The following is an 18,009-nucleotide window of genomic DNA, read 5'->3' as shown; positions in this document are numbered from 1 at the left end:
TCAATGACAAAATGTAAGCAGTGATTATTCAGTTTTGAAGGCACGTCCTTCTAAGAAACACTGGACAAAGTAAAACAGAAGTGTTATACTGAACCAGTCATATTGGTCGGTGACAATGACGGTGAGGTTCCACCTGTTCCCATTCCGAACACAGAAGTTAAGCTCACTCGTGCCCAAGATAGTTCGCTGGAAACGGCGCGTGAAAATAGGTAGTCGCCGACTCAAATGTCGGGATGTTTGAAACCGCATCTCGACAATATGCACCTCTAGCTCAGTTGGTAGAGCAACTGACTCTTAATCAGTGGGCCCAGGGTTCGAGTCCCTGGAGGTGCACCACAACAACAAAATCCGAACTTTTTTCCAATAGGAGAAGGGTTCGGATTTTTTGTATTCTTTGGAAAACAGAACGAATCCCTTGCTTCCATCGAAAAACGTCCTAGACCTTATCATAAGAAAGCACGACAGACCACGGTAAGAGTGCCATAAGGTAGAAAGGACACGAACATGAAGTACGACGAAAGCATTTGTAAATTCAACATGGATACCGGGTGCGTGGAGCTGTTGCTCCGGGATGGGAGAAAAATTACCATCGACTGCACCGGGGTCGAGAATGCGCTGGATGTGACCACGGCACAGCAGACGGAACTGGACTACCTTATCTACAATGACCCACTGAGCTATGCCGATTTGATTCTGAACGGCGACTCGGAGGAATATTTGAAGAATGTGACCGGGAGCCATGGCTTAGAAGATTAAGTGTAAAACAAAAAACAGGGTGCGCCACCCGGACGCACCCTGCCAAAATCCACATATGATAGCGATATGTACAACAGGGCGTTCCCCGTCGGGAACGCTCTGTTTTTCTTTGCTGGGGATATGATGAGCCTGCTCTGCTTGCCACGCGGCAAACTCGCGCTGGCCTTCCTCGCTGTTCCAGCAAGCGAGAATCGCCGGATAGAATGCCCGTGCCAGACGGTCGATGACTTCATCGGGATAAGGGGAAGTGTTTGTGGACTTTTTCTTTTTGTTCAAACGCACGCTCCTTTGATCGTCCCACTGTGGCAAAGTCGGGCGAGAAAATCAAAGTTCCAATTTCATATCAGGCGCAAGGGCGCGGATGCTTTCCGCCCTGCACTTGCGGCTGGTGGCTCGTTGATGGCTTACAAGTGCCTGTCGTTATGCGATTTTTTCATCGTTCAGCAGTTCTTCAAACTGTGCCATATATGCCTTATGCTGTTTGAGAATCTTCGTGGTCTCCACTTTCACATAGGCATCATCAGGCACCTTAGGGAGATACTTCATCAGGAAATCAACATCCTGCTGGATTCGCCGGACAGCAGCTTCCAGTGCAGAATAGTTGATTCCGTAGATTCGTTTCTGCGGAGCAGAGCGGACCTCCGGGTGCAGAATCTCGTGCACGATCTGCTTGCGGTTCGGAAAATCGGCTCTGGCAAGGCGGTGCATATCAGCATCACGAACTTTGAACTGCCCGGACAGGATTTTCTCCTGCATACCGGGCACCATCTGTTCCATGATCTCTACGCCGCGCATGAATTTTTCAGAACGGGCAACGTAGGATTCGCTGACATTGTTCCGCTCCGCAATCTGCTTGCGGATGCTCGCTTCCGCAGAGGTGGGAGGAATTGTGTCAATTTGACACAATTCCTCCGGTGTGCTTTTCTTGGAAGCAGCTGTGTGCTGGTTGTTGCCGTTTCCACCGGGCTTTCGATGTTCCACACTGTACTGTTTTCCAATGAGGAACTTCTTCTGCTCCGGCGTGAGATTGCGCCGCCCCAACTGGTTCTTACAAATCCAAGCGAGGACTTCTTCCCGGTTTTCAAACGGGAGCGGCATCGTGGAGAAATAAATCTCTGGGTGCTTTTGGAGGATTGCATAACGATTGTGTCCGTCAACAAGTGTGTTGTTCCACACGATCAAAGGAGAAATCAGCTTGCCTTCCTTGAGGATATTTTCTTCAAGCTGCTTAAATTCATCATCGGTCAGAGGAGGAATCTGGGACTGGAACTCCGGATCGATTTTCAGATTGATCATACGCACACTCCTTTATCTCTCCTGCTGCGCCGGTTCTTCCTCCCGGAAAAAGGACGCAACATTCTGCTTTGCGGTTTTCAGTTTGAGCAGTTCGGACTTGGCTTCCTTGTACTGCTCGTAGAACTTTGCCTTTTCGGATGCCTGCTGCGCATACTCGGCTTCCAGTTTTTTCGGGCTGGGCAGCTTTGTGATGTTGTTTGCTTTGAAATAGGCTGCTGCCGCCCGGTACGCTGCCAGCTCTGCACGATGCTGTTCCTCAAAAGCTGTTGAGCAATCTTTTTTGTATTTCTATAAATAACAATCAAGAGGGCGACAACTTTTGTTGCCGCCCTCTTGATTGTTATTTATTCCCACGTTTTGGCTTTTTGTCGGACAACTATAATTTGGATCTGGTACAGAATGCTGGGAATTGCAGAAACCAATGAAAAAATACCCAAGGCGAGAGAATGTTTGATAAGGGCAAACAGTGCAAACAGGAGTAGTAGGAATAGCCATGGGTTACGCAAGTTTCGGTAGTATTTTTCTTTATCGGCATAGGAGGTGTGGAGTTCAAAAGGCTTTCCGTCGTTTGCTTTTTCTACGATCAATAGTTCGCGGTTAAAAGTTGTTGCGTTTGTTGCAATATAACCGCCTATTTCCGCCCATGGACGCAATCGAACTTTTCCGACAGAATAGTTTAGATTGATATTCTTGAAAAATACCTTGTAGCCCATATCCTCCAAAAAGTTAGCATAGTCTGTTGCGTTATCTTTTGATTTTTCTCCGATAAACTCTACACAATAGGTCACTTCGTCAGGATTACATTTTTCGAATTCATAGAGCATTCTTCCTGTCCGGACAAGTCGATAACCTTTTTCGGACATTTTGTTTAACCATTTTGCCTGTGCATTTAGCAATCCACCAAAGAAGCGATAACATTTTTTACTCATACTGCACCTCCAATAATTTCACTTGCAATGCTTACAAGTTCGGTTAGTCTTGCAAGCTCTTTTTCTGCAATTTCTTTTCCCTGTGCTGTAATGTGGTATTCTTTTTTTCTTCCCTCACTATCGCCATAAGGTTCAATCCACTTCTTGTCCTGCAAAGAGTTTAATGCTCCATATAAAGTGCCTGCGCCTAGGGAAAGCCGTCCGTCTGTTTTTTCTTCAATAAACTGCATAACAGCGTATCCGTGTTTTGGCGTATAAAGAGAAAGCAAAATATAAAAGGTGACTTCTGTAAGCGCACCACCTTTTGCATTATCGCGCATGGTTTGCCTCCTTGTTACGGTTACTGTAATAAATATATCACTAACCGTAATATTCGCCAAGCAGATTCAGGAAAATTATATAATGGGTGTGTGAAAGAAGAACAGTCTGCTCTCTATTTGTTTTGTTGTTCGGCGTGTCGTGGTGCTGAGAATTGCTAGGAATCGGTTGAACATTTGTTTTGGTCATTGTACCTCCTGTCTGTTCGATAACTTCTCGGTGAAGTTATGTAAGCACGACACGCCGTTCTTTCGCACCGCAAGGTGCGAATATGAGCAGGGTTTGGGGTGGGACCGCGTTTGCGAAGCGCAGCGCAGCAATGAAAGCCCCAGTGGAGCTTTTAAGCGGCAGCGCGGTCTGCGACAGCAGATGGAGGGGCGTTGCCCCGACAAGCGCTACCCCAACAAGATCACATCAAAACTCGCAAGAGTTTGAGAAGTGAAGTCCCGGATGGACAGGAAATTTTCAAGAATTGAAAATTTGTGGCCACGGGACGGTTCTTGCCCTCTACCGCTGCGCTCAAAACTGTTTCTGGGTAATTGTTTCCGAATTGTTAAGGCGTAAAAATAAGTAGAGGTTATGCTGCTCATGTATGTGGGTCACCGTTTGCTCCGAACGAAGTTTCTGCCCCTGTTTATGCAGCGGCGTTGACTGGAAAGCCGATATCACGTTCGGACGGCTCATGAAATTTTCAAGGTGCAATCTTCCCTAGAAAAGAAAAATACCGCCCAAGCAGCGCAGCGATGGATTTTGTCGGGGTGAAACGGCGGCAAAATGAATCGGGTGTGTTGCGGGGCGGTAAATCTTTCAGGGATAATCCACGGTGAGGCAGTGTTCAAAATGAACACGACCACATCTTGTAGATGGTTCCAGACTAATCCACAAAATCAGTGGGATTTACAAGAAAAATACCACGGTATGTAGAATGCGTCAAGAGGCTTTTGAAAAATTTGTTGTGCAAAATCGAAAAAAGTACGACGCATTCAATCTTTCTGCTGCCTTTACAGGCCGCGTCTGCGAACTTCTGCAAGTGAGCATGACCGAAATGATCCTCCGTATCAAGCTGCAGCTAACAATGTTAAAATCCATTGCCAACGCCCTGCAAAAGCGGGTGGGCAGCAATTACCGCTTTGTGCTCAGCTTCAACTCAGCGCTCATCCTTCTGGGCGCACTGGGCATCCTGCCCCCTGCTACCAGTGCGATACTGCATAACCTTTCCACCCTTGGCATCAGTCTGCGCAGCATGACAGACCTGTTGGAGCAGAAGCCTTCCCTGTAAAAATGACAAATCATCCCAGCCAAAAGGAGGCTGCTGCACAAATACCGTGCGGCAGCCTCCTTTTTTAGCTCAGATAAACCGGCAGAAACCCAGCCAGCAGCCCAGCAGGAAGAAGAGCAGCGTCTTCGCCAGCACAGGCAGCCACAGGCTCTTGCACAAGGCAAGATCCCACCGGTGGATGTTCTGCTTGGGACAGGTGCCCACGCAGGCCTCACAGGCGATGCACTCCCCGCTGCGCAGGCTGCTTTCCTCCAGCTTCAGGCACACCGGGCACTGCTGCTTGCAGGCATTACAACCCGGGATGCAGCCATCGTTCTGCCGGTGCAGCCGCGCAAAAGGCAGCACCGGCAGCAGGGCAAACACCGCTCCCATGGGGCAGAGAAATTGACAGAAGAACCGGGGCTGCACTGCCATACCCAGCAAGATGAGCACAAACAGCCCGATGCCAACACCAAAGCCCTCCGGCGGCAGACGCAGAGCCGTCAGGCGGGAAAACACCTCCCACGGGCTTGCGCCGGTCAGCAGCTTTTCTTGCCGGGTCACATACAGCGCCACCAGCCCCGCCAGCAGCAGATATTTGACCTTCTGCCCCCAAAGCACCGCCCGCTCCGGCAGACAGAGCTGCTTTTTGCGGTGGAACAGCTTTTTCTGGATAAGCCCGGACAGCGCCCAGACGGCATCGCCCAAGCTGCCAAAGGCGCAGGCGTATCCGCAGAAAAAACGGTCGAACAGCAAAGTGAAGCCGCACAGCCCCAGCAGAGAAAGCGTGAAGCTGTCCGCTGTGAGTACCTCGCCTGCGCCGATGTGCAGAAAGATCTGTTTTACCCCGGAAAAACCGGCTACGAATGCGCCCGGCATGGTCACAAAGAAGAACAGCTGTACCCCGGCGCGCAGCCATGTGCGGCGCTTTTTGTCCAACTGACGCTGCTGCGCCGCCGTTAAAGGCTTTGCTTGTGTTTTTTCCATCATCCTGCCGCCTTTCCCAGTGCGTCCTCTACTGCACCGATAAGTCCTTCTGCCGTGAGGGTAGCGCCGGAAACAGTGTCCACCTCGGCAGACTGCACATCCAGTATCTCGTCCAGCAAAGGCAGCGCCTGTTTATAGTAGGGCTTATCCTCACCGGAGGCATCCAGCACCGCAATATCGGTCATTTTGCCGTTCTGGATGGTCACCGACACCCGGATGACATCGCCAAAACCAAAGGCGCTGCCCTCATAGGTGCCGTCCCGGTAGCCGTTTTGGGTCTGCTCTGCCTGCGCTGCGCTCTGCGCCTGTAAAACGGAAGCATTGTAGGCTTCCACCTCAGCGATCTCCTGCTTGCGCTGGCTCACCGCTGCTGCCCGGACCAGCGTCACCTGCTGGTATTGCCATAGTACCCCCAGAATCAGCAGCAGGTTCACCGCCCGGAGAAGAAAATTCTTGTATTTCATTCCGCTGCTCCTTCCGTTTCGGGTTCGGCTTCGGTCTCTTCCGGCGGCAGCACCGCTTCGGATGCCGACAGCACTTCCTCAGAAGATGCCGGTTCCGGTTCGGGGGATGCCGGTGCCTCTGCCGGGAAAAGCTGCTGCCATATTTCTTTGAGCCATGGAGGAACGGCGCTTTTTTCCTCCGGCTGCACCACCTCCACGGTGGGCGCAGCGACCGGCGTTTCCTCGGATCCTGCTGCTTCAGACGGTGCGGCGGCTTCTTCTGCCGCTTCTTCCGATGCTGCCTGCTCCGGGGCGGCTTCCTCTGCCGGAGCAACAGCCGCCTTTGCCAGTGCCAGCTTGACCGCGTTCAGGATGCCGGTGGAGGAGTAGGTGGCGCCGGAAACAGCATCCACGTTGGGACTTTGCCCTTCCAGAATGGCAGGGATGACCTGTTTTGCCCGGGAGAGATATTCCTCCTCATCCTCAGCGCTCAGAAGAGTGATATCGGTGATCTTATCCTCTGCCACCGTGACCTGCACCGTGATCTCGCCCTCAAAACCCATAGCTTCGGCAGTGTAGATGCCGTCCAGATAGGTAGAGGGCGCGGTAAATTCCTCCACCACCAGCGGTGCGGCGGGCTCCGGCTGCGGCGGCAGGGGGTTGTTGACTACCTCGCCGGTCAGGGCGTTCTGCACTGCGCCCAGAATGCCCCGGCTGGTGTAGGTGGCCTCGGAAACGGCATCCACTTCCCAGCTCTGGGCTTCCACCACGGTGGTCAGAAGCCGCTTGGCGCGCCGCAGAAACTGCCTGGTCTCGTGGGAAGCGTCCAAGATCTCGACCTCCGTGATGCTGCCGTTTTCCATGGTGACCTGCACCCGGACGGCACCGCCGTAGCCCCGGGAAGAGCCAACGTAAACTCCATCGGCATAGGGCAGCTTGGGCAGCGCTTCTTCCTCCGCTTCGGAGGAAGCGGCTTCTGCCGGCTGCTCCACCACAGCCGTCAGCCTTTCCGGCACGGCGGCCAGCACCGGCACGGTGCGGGGCAGGGCAAAAAGCACGGTTGCCGCTGCCGCCACCGCCGGGAGCAGCTGCACCAGTGGCAGCAGTGTGTTGCATCGTTTTTTGTTCATTCCAACTCCTCCTGACACGGAAAAGCAAGGCCGCCTGCATAAAGCGACCTTGCTTTTTTGGTGTTCTGTTTTTTGCCGGATCAGGCAGCTTTCAAGTTCTGCACGGCATCGGTCAGGTGGGTCACCTGCTCCAGTGCAGCGGCCTTATACAGGGTCTCGCGGCTCAAAAGCTCCACGCTCTCGGCCAGCTCGGTCTCCAGATTGGCATAGCTGTCGGCGGTGTAAGCGGCCTTTGCCTTGCTCTGTGCTTCGGCGACCACAGCCTGCAGGGCGGCGCGGTCGGCATCGCTTGCCAGCTCGTGCTTGGCAAGGTTCTCGGCAGTGGTCTGGAACTTGACCACCGTGTCGGCGTAGCCCAGTGCACGGATGGTGACGGTCCAGTAGCCAGTGCCATCAGTGCCCTCCGGCAGCTGGCAGCGGGCAGAATTACTCAGACCAAGCTGGATGCCCATGGACTTGTGCATCCAGTTGTCGGCTGCAAACTTGGTGCCGTAGGAGGCCTTGGCGTGGGTGTAGGTACTGTCATCGCCGTAGTAGGTCCACACCACAGACTGCATCCGGGAGCCCAGCTCGCCGTAGTTGCCGTTCAGGTCCACACGGATAAACTCGCCAAAGCTGCCTACATCGCTGCCGCTGCGCAGGTTCACGGTAAGACCATCCGCAGCCTTCTGGGCGGCTTCTGCCACGCCGGAACCGGTGCCGGTGTGCGCGGCAGAGAAAGTGTAGCCATCGCCGCTCTTGGTTGCGTACTTCAGGCCGTTGGTGTTTTCGTCCACCGCAGCCGTTAAGGTATAGGCGGTCAGGTTCTTTTCAGAGTAGCCGCCCACCAGCTGACCGCCATTTTCCACCACGGTGTACTTGGAGCAGAAATCTGCAAGGTCGCTGGTGGCCACGCGCACCGGCACATACTTGGTGCCCAGCACCTCGTAGTGATCCATCTGCACGGTAGAACCGTCGGCCTTGGTAATGGTGCCCCGGTTCCAGCCCACGGTGGTGCCATCGGCCAGATAGATGGTCTTACCATCCTCCGACCAGTGGGAAACGGTGTAGCTGCTGCCGTCCTTGGCGTAGATCACAGCAGTGCTCTGGAAGCTGCCGCGGTGCAGACCGTGGTTGACGGTAGCGCGGGAGACTGCATCAAATGCGCCAAGGTCGTGCTCCTCGTGGCTGTCCAGCTGTGCAGAGGCGGCAGCGTTTCCGGCAGCATAGACCTTCTCGTTTGCCCAGTACTCATCCCAAGTCAGGGCAGCATAGAGATAGGTGTACTTTTTGCCCAGCAGAAAATCGAAAAAGTCGTTCTCCTCCTCGGCGGGGGCTGCTGCAAAGGCGGTAGCGGTCAACAGAGTGAACGCCATAGCTGCCGACAGCAGCAGGGAAAGAAATTTCTTCAGTTTCATGCAAAGTGCTCCTTTCATCGCAATGGCAGAGAATCACTGCCACATAGTTAGTTGATCCTAACATTTCGCGCAAAAAAATCTGTGGGGTAATGCCCCTCAGATGGTTAGGTTGAACTAATTTGACGAAATTTAAAATAGCACGCATACAGGGGCTTGTCAAGAAAAAACAGGGATGTTTATAGAGGCTAATTTTTCGGCAAAAGGTGCCGACAGCACCCGCTATACCGCAAAGCCATTGACCTTTTTGCCGGAGCCATGCTGTATGTTGTGGTGGAGGAACTGATCCCAGAAATGTCGCAGGGATAGCACTCCAACGTCGGCACGGTGTTTTTTGCGGTGGGCTTCAGCGTGATGATGGTGCTGGATGTGGCACTGGGGTGACGGTTGGGGGTTCCCGAAAGCGAAATCTTTTTCAAAATCTCCGAAAATGCCTAAACTTCTTGACAGAGGAGACGGCAGGGCGTATTATTTTGGCAGAAGGACCGCTGAGAAGCGGCTTTTTATAGAATGAAAAGTTAGTATTGTCTAACTCAAAACTCTGCCCTATACGAAGGAATATATCTCTTCTATTTACAGGTGGAAAATAAATAGAGAAGGAGCGTATCAGGATGAAGATCTACCATTTTGGTGCAGAGGATGCCCCGGTGCTGTTGCTGCTGCCGGGCACCTGTTGCCATTGGAAAAGCAATTTCGGTGCCGTGATCCCGCTTCTGGCTGACAGCTTCCGGGTGCTGTGCGTCAGCTACGATGGCTTTGATGAGACTGAACAGACCGAATTTCCCACCATGCTGGAGGAGACCGAAAAGATCGAGGCCTACCTCAAGACCCACTGCGGCGGTCACATCCGGGCAGCCTACGGCTGTTCTCTGGGCGGTTCCTTCGTGGGGCTGCTGGCGGCGCGGCAGAACATCCACATGGACTACGGCATTCTGGGTAGCTCCGATTTGGATCAGGCATCGCCGTTGACGGCAAGCTTGCAGACTGATTTTCTGCTGCCATTGATCTACCCTGTGGTGCGGGACGGAAAGTTTAAGGCAAAATTTCTCCAAAAGCGTCTGGATAAGCGTGCCAGAGAGTCGGGGGATTATGTCAAAGCCTTTCTGAAAATGTTCGGTGAGGCCCGCCCTTATGTGACCATGCAGAGCTGTAAAAATCAGTTCTACTCCGATCTTATCACTCCGCTGCCGGATAAGATCCATGTGCCCGGTACCGAGATCCATATTTTTTACGCCCTGAAAATGGGCGCAAAATATCGTGCCCGGTATCAGCAGCATTTTGCACATCCTGTTCTCCATGAGCAGAACTTGCAGCACGAGGAATTGCTGGCCTGTCACCCGGAGCAGTGGGCGCATCTGGTAAAAAGTATTGCATTGTGAACGGTAAAACGTATCTGGAGCAAGCAGGCTTTGGCAGGGTTCAGAGTCACAAAAATAAAAAGGGCTGGCTGTGCGTCACAGCACAGAAATGAGGTGCGATCATGTCGAAAAAGGCAACGGAATTTCAAAGAAAAGCAATGAGCTGGATGTACCGGGGCAAGGAGATCTTCAAGCCTTTGAACACCGGCTGGATCGACGAGAATGTTGCCTGCGTGCGCGAATGGGTGGCTAACATCTTCTTCTACCGCAAAGGCGATACGACCATTATGATCGATGCGGGATATAACTACGACCGCCTTGCCGAAAAAATGGGCTGGCTTGAGATTGATCCGAAGTCGATACACCATATCCTTATCACCCATCAGGACACCGACCATGTGGGTGCGGTGGAAGCAGACAGTCCGGGGCTGTTCCGGAATGCGAAGCTGTACATCGGCGAGATCGAGAACCGGTATCTGATCGGAGAAGCACGCCGCAAGGTTATTTATCATCTCTATAAGCTGCCGCAAGTGACCATCTACAACGAAAAGCAGCTGCTTCACGATGGAGAGGTCTTTGATATTGACGGCGTCAGGATCGAGTGTTTTCTGGTTCCCGGTCATACATGGGGACATATGGTCTACCTCATTGACGATAAGTACCTTTTTACCGGCGATACCGTCTGGTTCGGCGCGGACGGTGGATACAGCTTTATTTCCGCATTGACAGAGGACAACAAGCTGGCGGTGAAGTCCTTGGCATTGCTGGAGAAAAAGCTGAAAAAACGTGGGCTGCATCCGCTGTTCATTACCGGACACACCGGCTGGACGGACAACATGGAGTTTGCCTTTGCGCACAGAAATGAGTTGAGCTCACCGTTCAAGAAAAAAGTCCACGACCCATCGGCACCCTATGATGCCTACGACGAATCGGACGACACCGAAGAAAATGCAAAGAGCGGTTTTCTGAAAGGCGTGGGAAGATGAAGGACAGCGAATTACAAATTGACCGTAGCTGCCATGTGCTATATTCCAAACCCTGCAAAAAGGAAATTCTGGCGAAAATCACTCTGCACTATCCGGAGGTGGAGCGCGAGGTGGTCTGGGAGCAGGTGCAGCTGAGATACGCAGAGCTTCTTTCCAAGTGGCGCACCGACCTCGGCGGTAAAAAGAATTTTCACAACGGCGTAGGCGGCACCTACGACTGCATCGCCATCATGTGCTTTTACGATGTGTGCCGGGATGTGGTCACATTCCGCGAAATGGAAGAGATAGAAGAAAATCTGATCCTGCCGTCCTTCCGGAAGCTGCGATTCGTTGACATCAACAAGCCATTCTGGAAAAAGCTGATGTATCGGGCATTCAGCACCGCCCAAAAGCACTGTGACACATGGCATGATTACGAGATGGATGTTGCGCCTTACGAAAACAGCAAGCCCATCTATTATGAATTTACGGCGTGTCCGGCGGCGGAATTTGCCAAGCGGTTTGGATTTGCGGACATTATGCCCGCCCTGTGCAATGTGGACTATGCGTCCATGGAACTGCTCCATGCCAAGCTCGTGCGGACGACCACCTGCGTGGACGGCTGCCGATGCGACTATACCATCTGCGGCGATAAGGATCCATACGTAAAGGAACATCCCGAATACCGGGATGAAAACGGATACAGGAGGAATAAGTAATGCTTTTACAGGTGATTCTGGAAGGTCTTGGGCTGGGGGCACTGCTGGTTCTGGTCTGCGCTGCGGGCATCCGCAAAGGGGCTGTTGGGATGGTGCATCTTTACAGCCCGGCGGTGAAGCAGCGGTGCGTGAAGCTGGGACTTACAAGCCCGGAACGCATCCGACGCAACAGCCTGCTGTTCAAAGCAGTCTGCATTCCCGGCTATATCGGCTATGTGCTGGTCTGTGTCTATGGGATAAACGGTGCAAAGGGCTTTGTTCAGGGTTTCTGGCAGTTACTCGTTATCTTGTCCGTTATGAATCTCATGGACCGCCTGTTGGTTGACGGCTATTGGGTGGGGCATACGAACGCATGGACGATCCCCGGAACAGAGGATCTGAAGCCGTACATTACCGCAAAAGACAAGCAGAAAAAATGGCTTTTTGGTACGGTAGGCATGGCAGTCATAGCGGCGGTGCTGGCGGCAATTATGACTGTTTTTCTTTACTGAGGGAGGTGCCTATGAAATATAAAATCGAGAAAAACACCGTGCAGGAGACGCTGATCCTCCCGCTGTATTCCCGGAAGCTGTGTACGGAGCTGTACCCGAACCTTTACCGGGATGAAACCGCGGTTCGTCTGCTCGACCAGATCGACTACGATTTTTCAGGGGCGGAGAAAAGCTCCCGCAGTCTGATGCAGCGGTTCGGTGCGCTGGAGGTGGCCATGCGGCAGAACGACCTTACCTTTGAGGTGCGGGCATACCTGAAAACGCACCCCGGCGCAGCGGTGGTCAATCTGGGCTGCGGGCTGGACAACACCGGCAGAGCCTGCGACAACGGCAGCTGCAAGATCTACAATCTGGACTTTCCCGATGTCATTGCCTTGCGGCAGCAGCTGCTGCCCGCCGGGGAGCGGGAGCAAAACATTCCCTGCGACCTGAAAGACCCCGTATGGTTTGACAAGATCGATACCTCCGGCGGGGCGGTGTTCTTTGCCTCCGGGGTGTTCTATTACTTCCCGACCCAGCAGGTCCGGGAACTGGTGCGGGGGATGGCAGACGCTTTCCCCGGCGGTGTGCTGGTCTTTGATGCCGCCAACCGTACGGCGGTGAAGATGATCGCAAAAACATGGCTCAAGACTGCAAAGATCAAGGATGTGGGAGCATATTTCGCCGTTTCGGATGCCAAAAGTGAGCTTTCCCCATGGGACAGCCGTTTGCAAGTGTCCAGCCGGGGCTATATGCTGGGGTACAACGATTTGAAAGACCCTTCTGTCAGCAGCTTTTTCCGTTTTCTTGCAAAGGTCGGGGATAACGGGATGAAAATGCAGATCGTGAAGATCGGATTTGGAGGGAGAGCATGAAACACCTGCACTTTGATGTGGAACTCAATGGCTTTTACGGTGCGTATTGGGCGTGTGCCGGCGGTTCAGACTGTGCGGTCATCACGATGATCGGGGATGATCCGGAGGATCGGCTTGCGCGCTCGGCAGTGAAATGGCTTTGCGGGTGCGGTGTGAACGTGCTCACAATGTCGCCCGCGAAAAAAGATTACGGACATCATAATTACCCGCTTGAGCGTGTGGAGACGGCAATTTCATGGCTGAAAGCTAACGGTAACAGAAAGATCGGCATTGCCGGTGCATCGACCACCGGAACGCTTGCGCTGACAGCGGCTGCCATGTTCCCGGATATCACCCTGACCATTGCCATGACACCCAGCGACTTTGTGTGGCAGGGCTTTCTGCAGGGCAAAAGGGACGGCTGCAAGGAGTGGCCGGTCGAGGGTGAATCGCTGTTCTCCTACCGGGGCAAGCCGCTGCCCTATATGCCGTTTTGCTATCAGCATCCCGACTATTGGCATTGCATCGCCGCCGAGAGCAAACGCGCCGGCGATATGGTAAACTCCCGCAAGCTGTTTGACGATTCCGAGACAGCTCATCCGATCGAGCCGGAAGAATACATTCCCGTTGAAAACATCCGGGGAAAGCTGCTGCTGATCGGCGCGGAGGACGATGCGCTGTGGGACACCGCAAAGTATATCCGCCGGATGGAAAAGCGCCTTGCCGAAAAACCGCATGAATGCGAGATCGAGACGATGGTTTATGCCCACGGCACCCACTTCGTTTTCCCGGATGGGATGCTGAAAATTATGCTGCCGGTTGGCTCCGGCCTATTTGTGAAATGGGCCTTCCATGCGGCCCGGAAATATCCGAAGGAATGCCGGGAGACCCGGAAAGACATCGAGAAACGGATGTGCCGGGTGCTGGCAGAATGGAAAGGGGAAAAGTAAAATGCGTTGGATGGGAATCCCTATGGCGATGTGGGCCGTGTTTGCGAAATCGTTTCAGACGCAGCTGACGGCGGTGCTGGGCTATGATGCAGCCACCGCAAAGCAGATCACCAAAACCGCCAAGCCGAAATACAAAGAGATCATCGCAAAGCTGCCCAAATTTGAAAAAGGTGATCGGTTCAGCATGAACATCATTGGATGCGCCATGCTGGGGGCGTTTGTTCTCTGTATGCCGCAGCGGCCGGATGCAGAGGCGCTGACGGTTTACTATGAGAACGCTCAGATGACGCCGCTGATGAAGTGGTTCTGCCGCAAAAGCGGAAAAAGCAAATTTACCGCAAAGGACATTGCCGCCATGAAGGCAACCGCTGCCCTGAAAGCCGCCGACCGCAACCCCTATTCGTGGAACATGGAGTTTTACGAATACCCGGATGGCAGCGGCTACGAGGGACGCTTTACCAAATGCGGCATCTGTGTGCTGATGAAGGAACTGGGGCTGTACGACCTGACCCCCGCCCTGTGCCATCTGGACTACACCATGAGCGAAGCGGGCGGTGTGACAAATTTTGTGCGGCAGTACACCCTTGCCTCCGGCGGACCCTACTGCGACTGCGGGTACAAAAAGAAAGGGTAACGGACGATGAAGAGGAAGGAAACCTATCTCTCCCGTGATTTCCGGGAGACTGTGGCACTGCGCTTTCCCGCGCGGGCAAAGGAACTGAACGCCGCTTTCGATATGCGCCTGAATGCACTGCTGGCTGAAAATGCAGATGCAAGCAAGGAAAAGCAATACCACCTCAAGCGGCAGATCTTGCCGGGCATTGCGGCCTACGAGACCTTGCAGCGTGTCATGCCGAAAGAGGAGGCACTGCAAACCGTTCACGGCTATGTGGAGCGGCTGGCGAGAACGAGCCACAAACAGCTTGCCGCCCTGCTGCACATACCGGGGCTTTACCGCCTTGTTCCCGGCGTTTTTGTCAAATCCACCCGGAGCGTTTTCGGCCCGGCGGCGGGCTTTGCCCCAAAAGAACTGCAGACCGGTAACGGCGTCTGGCGTGTGGATATGGTGAAGTGTCCCTATCACGACACCTGCATAGAATACGGCTGCCCGGAGCTGTGCCGCTGCTTTTGCGACAGTGATGACATCAGCTATACCGGGCTGCATCCGAAGCTGATCTGGGAGAGAAGCATGACGCTGGGGCGTGGAAATGACCGCTGCGATTTTTGCATGAAGGTCAGATAATAGTGGGCGGCATATTGAAATGGAAATCAAACGATTCGGTACATGGTATTTCTGGCATACTTTCTTGTTTTGTATGAATCACGATGGAAGACGAAGGAAATGGGAGCATATGCCCGATTCGCACGCAGACTGAGAGGAGAAAAACAATGATCGTACTGCAACTGCTGCTTTATTGTCTGCTGTTTACCGCAATGATAAAAATCGCTGTGATCGGCGGTGCTGTCAATGGACTGTACTTTTATCCCAAGGAGGTGCAGGACCGCGCCATCGAACTGGGACTGATCGACCGCAATACGATGAACCGGAAACGAAAATGTTTTATGATACCGTTCTTTATCGTGATGCTTGCTGCTCTTGTGCTGATCATCGGTTTGTGGAACGAGGCTTCCTCCTTTGGTGAGGCCTATTGGCAGGCGCTGCTGTTTCTTGAGGTTATGAATATCTATGACGGCGTTGTAATCGACAAGCTATGGGTCGGGCACAGCCAGTTTTGGGTGCTGCCAGGGCTTGAAGATGCGTCGTTCGTGCAGACCTGGAGGCAGGTGCAGAAAAAGCGAAGTATACTGGCGCTGATCTGGGTTGCGGGAGCGGCAATTGTCGGCGGTATTGTCCATTTGATTTTCTAAGAAGTTGGAAATTGCCCAAATGAAAAGTAGAATCATGAACTGCAATCGGAGGCAAAAAAGATGAAGACGGAGAAACCGAAAAAGCTGATTCGATGGTGCATTTTCGGTGCGATCGGGGCAGTACTGACGATCCTGGCGGCAGGCATTGTGGTGCCCGCTTTGTCCTATCTGCTCAGCTTTGCCGCCGGAGCCATGCTGTATGTGGTGGTGGAGGAGCTGATCCCGGAAATGTCGCAGGGGCAGCACTCTAACGTCGGCACGGTGTTTTTGCGGTAGGCTTCAGCGTGATGATGGTACTGGATGTGGCACTGGGATAGCGCATGGTTGAGAAAATTGCGATGCAAGGGGCGAAGAAAGGAAAAACATGAAAGACAGAGATCTGCCAGTTGACCACAGCTGCCATTCCAAGCCCTGCAAAAGACGGATTGTGGAGATCGGATTGAATAAACAGTATGATTGATATCATTTTTCATGACAAAACGGGGGTCACTCCCTATAATCCCGGACAAACAGGCGGCTTTGAAAATGCGGCCGGAAGTGGAGAAATTCACTATTACCGGCTGTTTGATGGCGTGGGGATCATGCTGCTGCGGCTGGAGATGGAGACCTATACGGAAATCCGCACGCAGATCGGTATGATAGAGATCAATTTCTGCATCAATGGCCGTTTTGAAACCAGCTTTTCCATGCGCGATAGCGTTCTGCTAAAGCCGGGGGATATGGCCGTCAGCTGCTACGACGGACGGCATGGAACACGTTCAGAGTCACGGTTCCCGCTGGGCTGTTACGAAGGGCTGTGTCTGGAAGTTGATCCAGCAGCCGCTCAGAACTGGCTTGAGAAGAACGCACCGGGCTTTTCGGTGGATTTTGCGGTACTGAAGCAGAATCTTCTGGGAAACCGATGGTTCATGTTCGGTACGGCAGGACCCCGCTGTGAGCACGTTTTCCGGGAATTGTACGAAAATGCGCCCTACATGGATCTCCGGTTCCTGCGGCTCAAGGTGGTGGAGCTGTTGATGCTGCTGAGCCGCATTCCGCAGGAGGAAGGAACGGACTTGTACTGTTCTACCGTACAGACCGAACTGGCACACCATCTCCGGGATCACCTTCTGACAAACCGGGAGGGGTATGTCTCCCTTGCGCAGCTGGCAGAAGAACACGGGATCTCGGTTTCGCACCTGCAAAAAATGTTCAAACAGGTCTACGGTGTGCCAGTATACCACTATATCAAGGAATACCGTCTGGAACAGGCTGCCGTAGAGCTTGTCCGGAGCGCAAAGCCCATTACGCAGATCGCACAGAATGCAGGATATGACAACGCCAGCAAGTTTTCGGAGGCTTTCCGGAAACGATATGGAACGACCCCGTCGCAGTACCGCACCCACGCAAATGGACTCGCAAAACGGAGCAGGGAAATCAGAATGGAGTAGTCCACGGCCGAAAAATATGCTAAAGTACAGAGCGGTTAGAACAAACTTACTTTAAAACCGGAGGTACTTTCATATGATGATGAAAAAGAAATTTGTTGCAGTGGCCTTGTCTGCGGTCTGCCTGCTGTCTGCTGTCGGCTGCGGCCAGCAGAGCGCAAGCACAGCGTCTTCGGCATCCAGCGTTTCCTCCTCGGTGGCTTCTTCGGCTTCCGCAAGTCAGGTAATGGATGCAGAGGATTATCTGTCTGGTATCAGCGGGACTTATGTGGAACTGTTCCCGGAGATGGCAAAGAGTGAATACCGGAATTTGTGGATCGACGCTGCGACTCCGCTGGTAGGCGAGGACAATGCGGAATCGGCTACGGATATGCTGCTGGGAATGTGCATGGCAGAGCCGTATGGCGAGGAGGCTGTTGAAAAATATGCAGCAGATCCGGACAGCACGGCGTTCAACTGCTATTTTCTGGGCGGCGTGGAAAAATTCGTGATGAATGGCGACACCATCACCGGTCTGGATGCGCAAGGACAGGAAGTGTTTGCACACACCTACCAGAAACTGGATGTGGACAATGAAAACAGCTTCCTCTTCTACCAGAGCGAGGATGCGGATTCCGGGGAGTTTACCTACTTTGCCTTTGCGCCCGATACGATGGAAACGACGTATCATCTGGAATTCCGCTATGCAGAGGATCTCGACGACCTGCAGAGCTGGTATGAAGGAAATTATGCTTATTGGAATGCTGCCGCCATCGCAGAGGACTATGATCAGGCAACTATGGAAAATGTCATTGAACTTTTTGTCACGGAAAATTTGTCTGAGGCAGAATAAACGGCACATGCGCACCCGATCATGTCAGGCGGTACGCATGGCAATATTACGGTA

Annotated in this window: 20 protein-coding genes, 1 tRNA gene, 1 rRNA gene and 2 pseudogenes; 16 read left to right on the top strand and 8 right to left on the bottom strand. The window is 53.0% G+C overall.

The window, feature by feature from the left end:
* Nucleotides 1-105 precede the first annotated feature (105 nt).
* The 3 genes from rrf (at nucleotide 106) to MTP40_RS14125 (ending at nucleotide 756) form a co-directional block, all read left to right on the top strand.
* Nucleotides 106-222: ribosomal RNA gene (rrf, locus tag MTP40_RS14135) — 5S ribosomal RNA — on the top strand.
* Between the two features lie 38 nt (nucleotides 223-260).
* A tRNA-Lys gene (locus tag MTP40_RS14130) sits at nucleotides 261-336 on the top strand.
* Between the two features lie 168 nt (nucleotides 337-504).
* Complete coding sequence (locus MTP40_RS14125) at nucleotides 505-756, top strand: DUF6061 family protein (RefSeq protein WP_249259581.1); 252 nt, start codon at nucleotides 505-507, stop codon at nucleotides 754-756.
* Here MTP40_RS14125 and MTP40_RS14120 read toward each other — a convergent pair.
* The 4 genes from MTP40_RS14120 to MTP40_RS14105 all read right to left on the bottom strand — a co-directional run bounded on the left by MTP40_RS14120 (nucleotide 745) and on the right by MTP40_RS14105 (nucleotide 3,301).
* Nucleotides 745-1,038 carry a transposase gene (locus tag MTP40_RS14120; RefSeq protein WP_249259580.1) on the bottom strand — a complete coding sequence of 98 codons (294 nt, stop codon included), beginning with the start codon at nucleotides 1,036-1,038 and terminating at the stop codon, nucleotides 745-747. The genes MTP40_RS14125 and MTP40_RS14120 overlap by 12 nt on opposite strands.
* 138 nt (nucleotides 1,039-1,176) lie before the next feature.
* On the bottom strand, nucleotides 1,177-2,052 hold the full coding sequence (locus tag MTP40_RS14115; RefSeq protein ID WP_156074787.1) for a hypothetical protein: 876 nt from the start codon (nucleotides 2,050-2,052) through the stop codon (nucleotides 1,177-1,179).
* A 344-nt stretch (nucleotides 2,053-2,396) separates the two neighbouring features.
* A complete protein-coding gene (locus MTP40_RS14110) occupies nucleotides 2,397-2,981 on the bottom strand; it encodes a DUF2812 domain-containing protein (RefSeq protein ID WP_156074789.1) in 585 nt (194 codons plus the stop codon).
* On the bottom strand, nucleotides 2,978-3,301 hold the full coding sequence (locus tag MTP40_RS14105) for a PadR family transcriptional regulator (RefSeq protein ID WP_117506180.1): 324 nt from the start codon (nucleotides 3,299-3,301) through the stop codon (nucleotides 2,978-2,980). Before MTP40_RS14105 ends, MTP40_RS14110 begins: the two co-directional genes overlap by 4 nt.
* Before the next feature lie 1,064 nt (nucleotides 3,302-4,365).
* Between MTP40_RS14105 and MTP40_RS14100 the strand changes: the two are divergent.
* Nucleotides 4,366-4,578, top strand: a pseudogene (locus MTP40_RS14100) (heavy metal translocating P-type ATPase); the annotation flags it as partial.
* A gap of 69 nt (nucleotides 4,579-4,647) precedes the next feature.
* Here the strand turns inward: MTP40_RS14100 and MTP40_RS14095 are convergent.
* From MTP40_RS14095 to MTP40_RS14080, 4 genes are all read right to left on the bottom strand, one after another.
* A complete protein-coding gene (locus MTP40_RS14095) occupies nucleotides 4,648-5,547 on the bottom strand; it encodes a 4Fe-4S binding protein (protein ID WP_156059608.1) in 900 nt (299 codons plus the stop codon).
* Nucleotides 5,544-6,008, bottom strand: coding sequence for an FMN-binding protein (locus MTP40_RS14090; RefSeq protein WP_156059607.1), 465 nt, complete (start codon nucleotides 6,006-6,008; stop codon nucleotides 5,544-5,546). The genes MTP40_RS14095 and MTP40_RS14090 overlap by 4 nt, the downstream gene beginning before the upstream one ends.
* Nucleotides 6,005-7,117 (bottom strand): FMN-binding protein, encoded by a 1,113-nt coding sequence (locus tag MTP40_RS14085; RefSeq protein ID WP_156059606.1) that lies wholly within the window; start codon nucleotides 7,115-7,117, stop codon nucleotides 6,005-6,007. Before MTP40_RS14085 ends, MTP40_RS14090 begins: the two co-directional genes overlap by 4 nt.
* A gap of 80 nt (nucleotides 7,118-7,197) precedes the next feature.
* Nucleotides 7,198-8,514 (bottom strand): penicillin-binding Tp47 domain C-containing protein, encoded by a 1,317-nt coding sequence (locus tag MTP40_RS14080; protein WP_156059605.1) that lies wholly within the window; start codon nucleotides 8,512-8,514, stop codon nucleotides 7,198-7,200.
* Between the two features lie 608 nt (nucleotides 8,515-9,122).
* Between MTP40_RS14080 and MTP40_RS14075 the strand changes: the two genes are divergently transcribed.
* The 12 genes and pseudogenes from MTP40_RS14075 (at nucleotide 9,123) to MTP40_RS14020 (ending at nucleotide 17,955) form a co-directional block, all read left to right on the top strand.
* The gene (locus MTP40_RS14075; protein WP_207684846.1) at nucleotides 9,123-9,890 is read left to right on the top strand and encodes an alpha/beta fold hydrolase; all 768 of its coding nucleotides are present in this window, start codon (nucleotides 9,123-9,125) and stop codon (nucleotides 9,888-9,890) included.
* Between the two features lie 101 nt (nucleotides 9,891-9,991).
* Nucleotides 9,992-10,855, top strand: coding sequence for an MBL fold metallo-hydrolase (locus MTP40_RS14070; RefSeq protein ID WP_249259579.1), 864 nt, complete (start codon nucleotides 9,992-9,994; stop codon nucleotides 10,853-10,855).
* Nucleotides 10,852-11,553, top strand: a complete 702-nt coding sequence (locus MTP40_RS14065; protein ID WP_207684844.1) for an L-2-amino-thiazoline-4-carboxylic acid hydrolase — start codon at nucleotides 10,852-10,854, stop codon at nucleotides 11,551-11,553. The genes MTP40_RS14070 and MTP40_RS14065 overlap by 4 nt, the downstream gene beginning before the upstream one ends.
* Nucleotides 11,553-12,044: a hypothetical protein gene (locus MTP40_RS14060; protein ID WP_207684843.1), complete on the top strand. Its 492-nt coding sequence runs from the start codon at nucleotides 11,553-11,555 to the stop codon at nucleotides 12,042-12,044. Before MTP40_RS14065 ends, MTP40_RS14060 begins: the two co-directional genes overlap by 1 nt.
* 11 nt (nucleotides 12,045-12,055) lie before the next feature.
* Complete coding sequence (locus MTP40_RS14055; protein ID WP_207684842.1) at nucleotides 12,056-12,898, top strand: class I SAM-dependent methyltransferase; 843 nt, start codon at nucleotides 12,056-12,058, stop codon at nucleotides 12,896-12,898.
* Nucleotides 12,895-13,827, top strand: coding sequence for an acyl-CoA thioester hydrolase/BAAT C-terminal domain-containing protein (locus tag MTP40_RS14050; RefSeq protein ID WP_249259578.1), 933 nt, complete (start codon nucleotides 12,895-12,897; stop codon nucleotides 13,825-13,827). The genes MTP40_RS14055 and MTP40_RS14050 overlap by 4 nt, the downstream gene beginning before the upstream one ends.
* 1 nt (nucleotide 13,828) lies before the next feature.
* Nucleotides 13,829-14,461, top strand: coding sequence for an L-2-amino-thiazoline-4-carboxylic acid hydrolase (locus tag MTP40_RS14045; RefSeq protein ID WP_249259577.1), 633 nt, complete (start codon nucleotides 13,829-13,831; stop codon nucleotides 14,459-14,461).
* A 6-nt stretch (nucleotides 14,462-14,467) separates the two neighbouring features.
* The gene (locus MTP40_RS14040; protein ID WP_249259576.1) at nucleotides 14,468-15,070 is read left to right on the top strand and encodes an L-2-amino-thiazoline-4-carboxylic acid hydrolase; all 603 of its coding nucleotides are present in this window, start codon (nucleotides 14,468-14,470) and stop codon (nucleotides 15,068-15,070) included.
* Between the two features lie 146 nt (nucleotides 15,071-15,216).
* Complete coding sequence (locus MTP40_RS14035) at nucleotides 15,217-15,696, top strand: hypothetical protein (protein ID WP_249259575.1); 480 nt, start codon at nucleotides 15,217-15,219, stop codon at nucleotides 15,694-15,696.
* Between the two features lie 111 nt (nucleotides 15,697-15,807).
* A pseudogene (locus MTP40_RS14030) lies at nucleotides 15,808-16,013 on the top strand (zinc transporter); the annotation flags it as partial.
* A gap of 135 nt (nucleotides 16,014-16,148) precedes the next feature.
* Entirely contained in the window at nucleotides 16,149-17,126 is a 978-nt protein-coding gene (locus tag MTP40_RS14025; protein WP_215697840.1) for a helix-turn-helix transcriptional regulator, read from the top strand.
* A gap of 73 nt (nucleotides 17,127-17,199) precedes the next feature.
* A complete protein-coding gene (locus MTP40_RS14020) occupies nucleotides 17,200-17,955 on the top strand; it encodes a hypothetical protein (RefSeq protein ID WP_005935769.1) in 756 nt (251 codons plus the stop codon).
* The last annotated feature ends 54 nt before the right edge of the window (nucleotides 17,956-18,009 follow it).

Origin of the sequence: Faecalibacterium sp. IP-3-29 (assembly GCF_023347335.1) — a bacterium.
Taxonomy (GTDB): Bacteria; Bacillota; Clostridia; order Oscillospirales; family Ruminococcaceae; genus Faecalibacterium; species Faecalibacterium duncaniae.
Note: the sequence above shows the minus strand (reverse complement) of the source record. Positions and strands in the feature narration are given on the sequence as shown.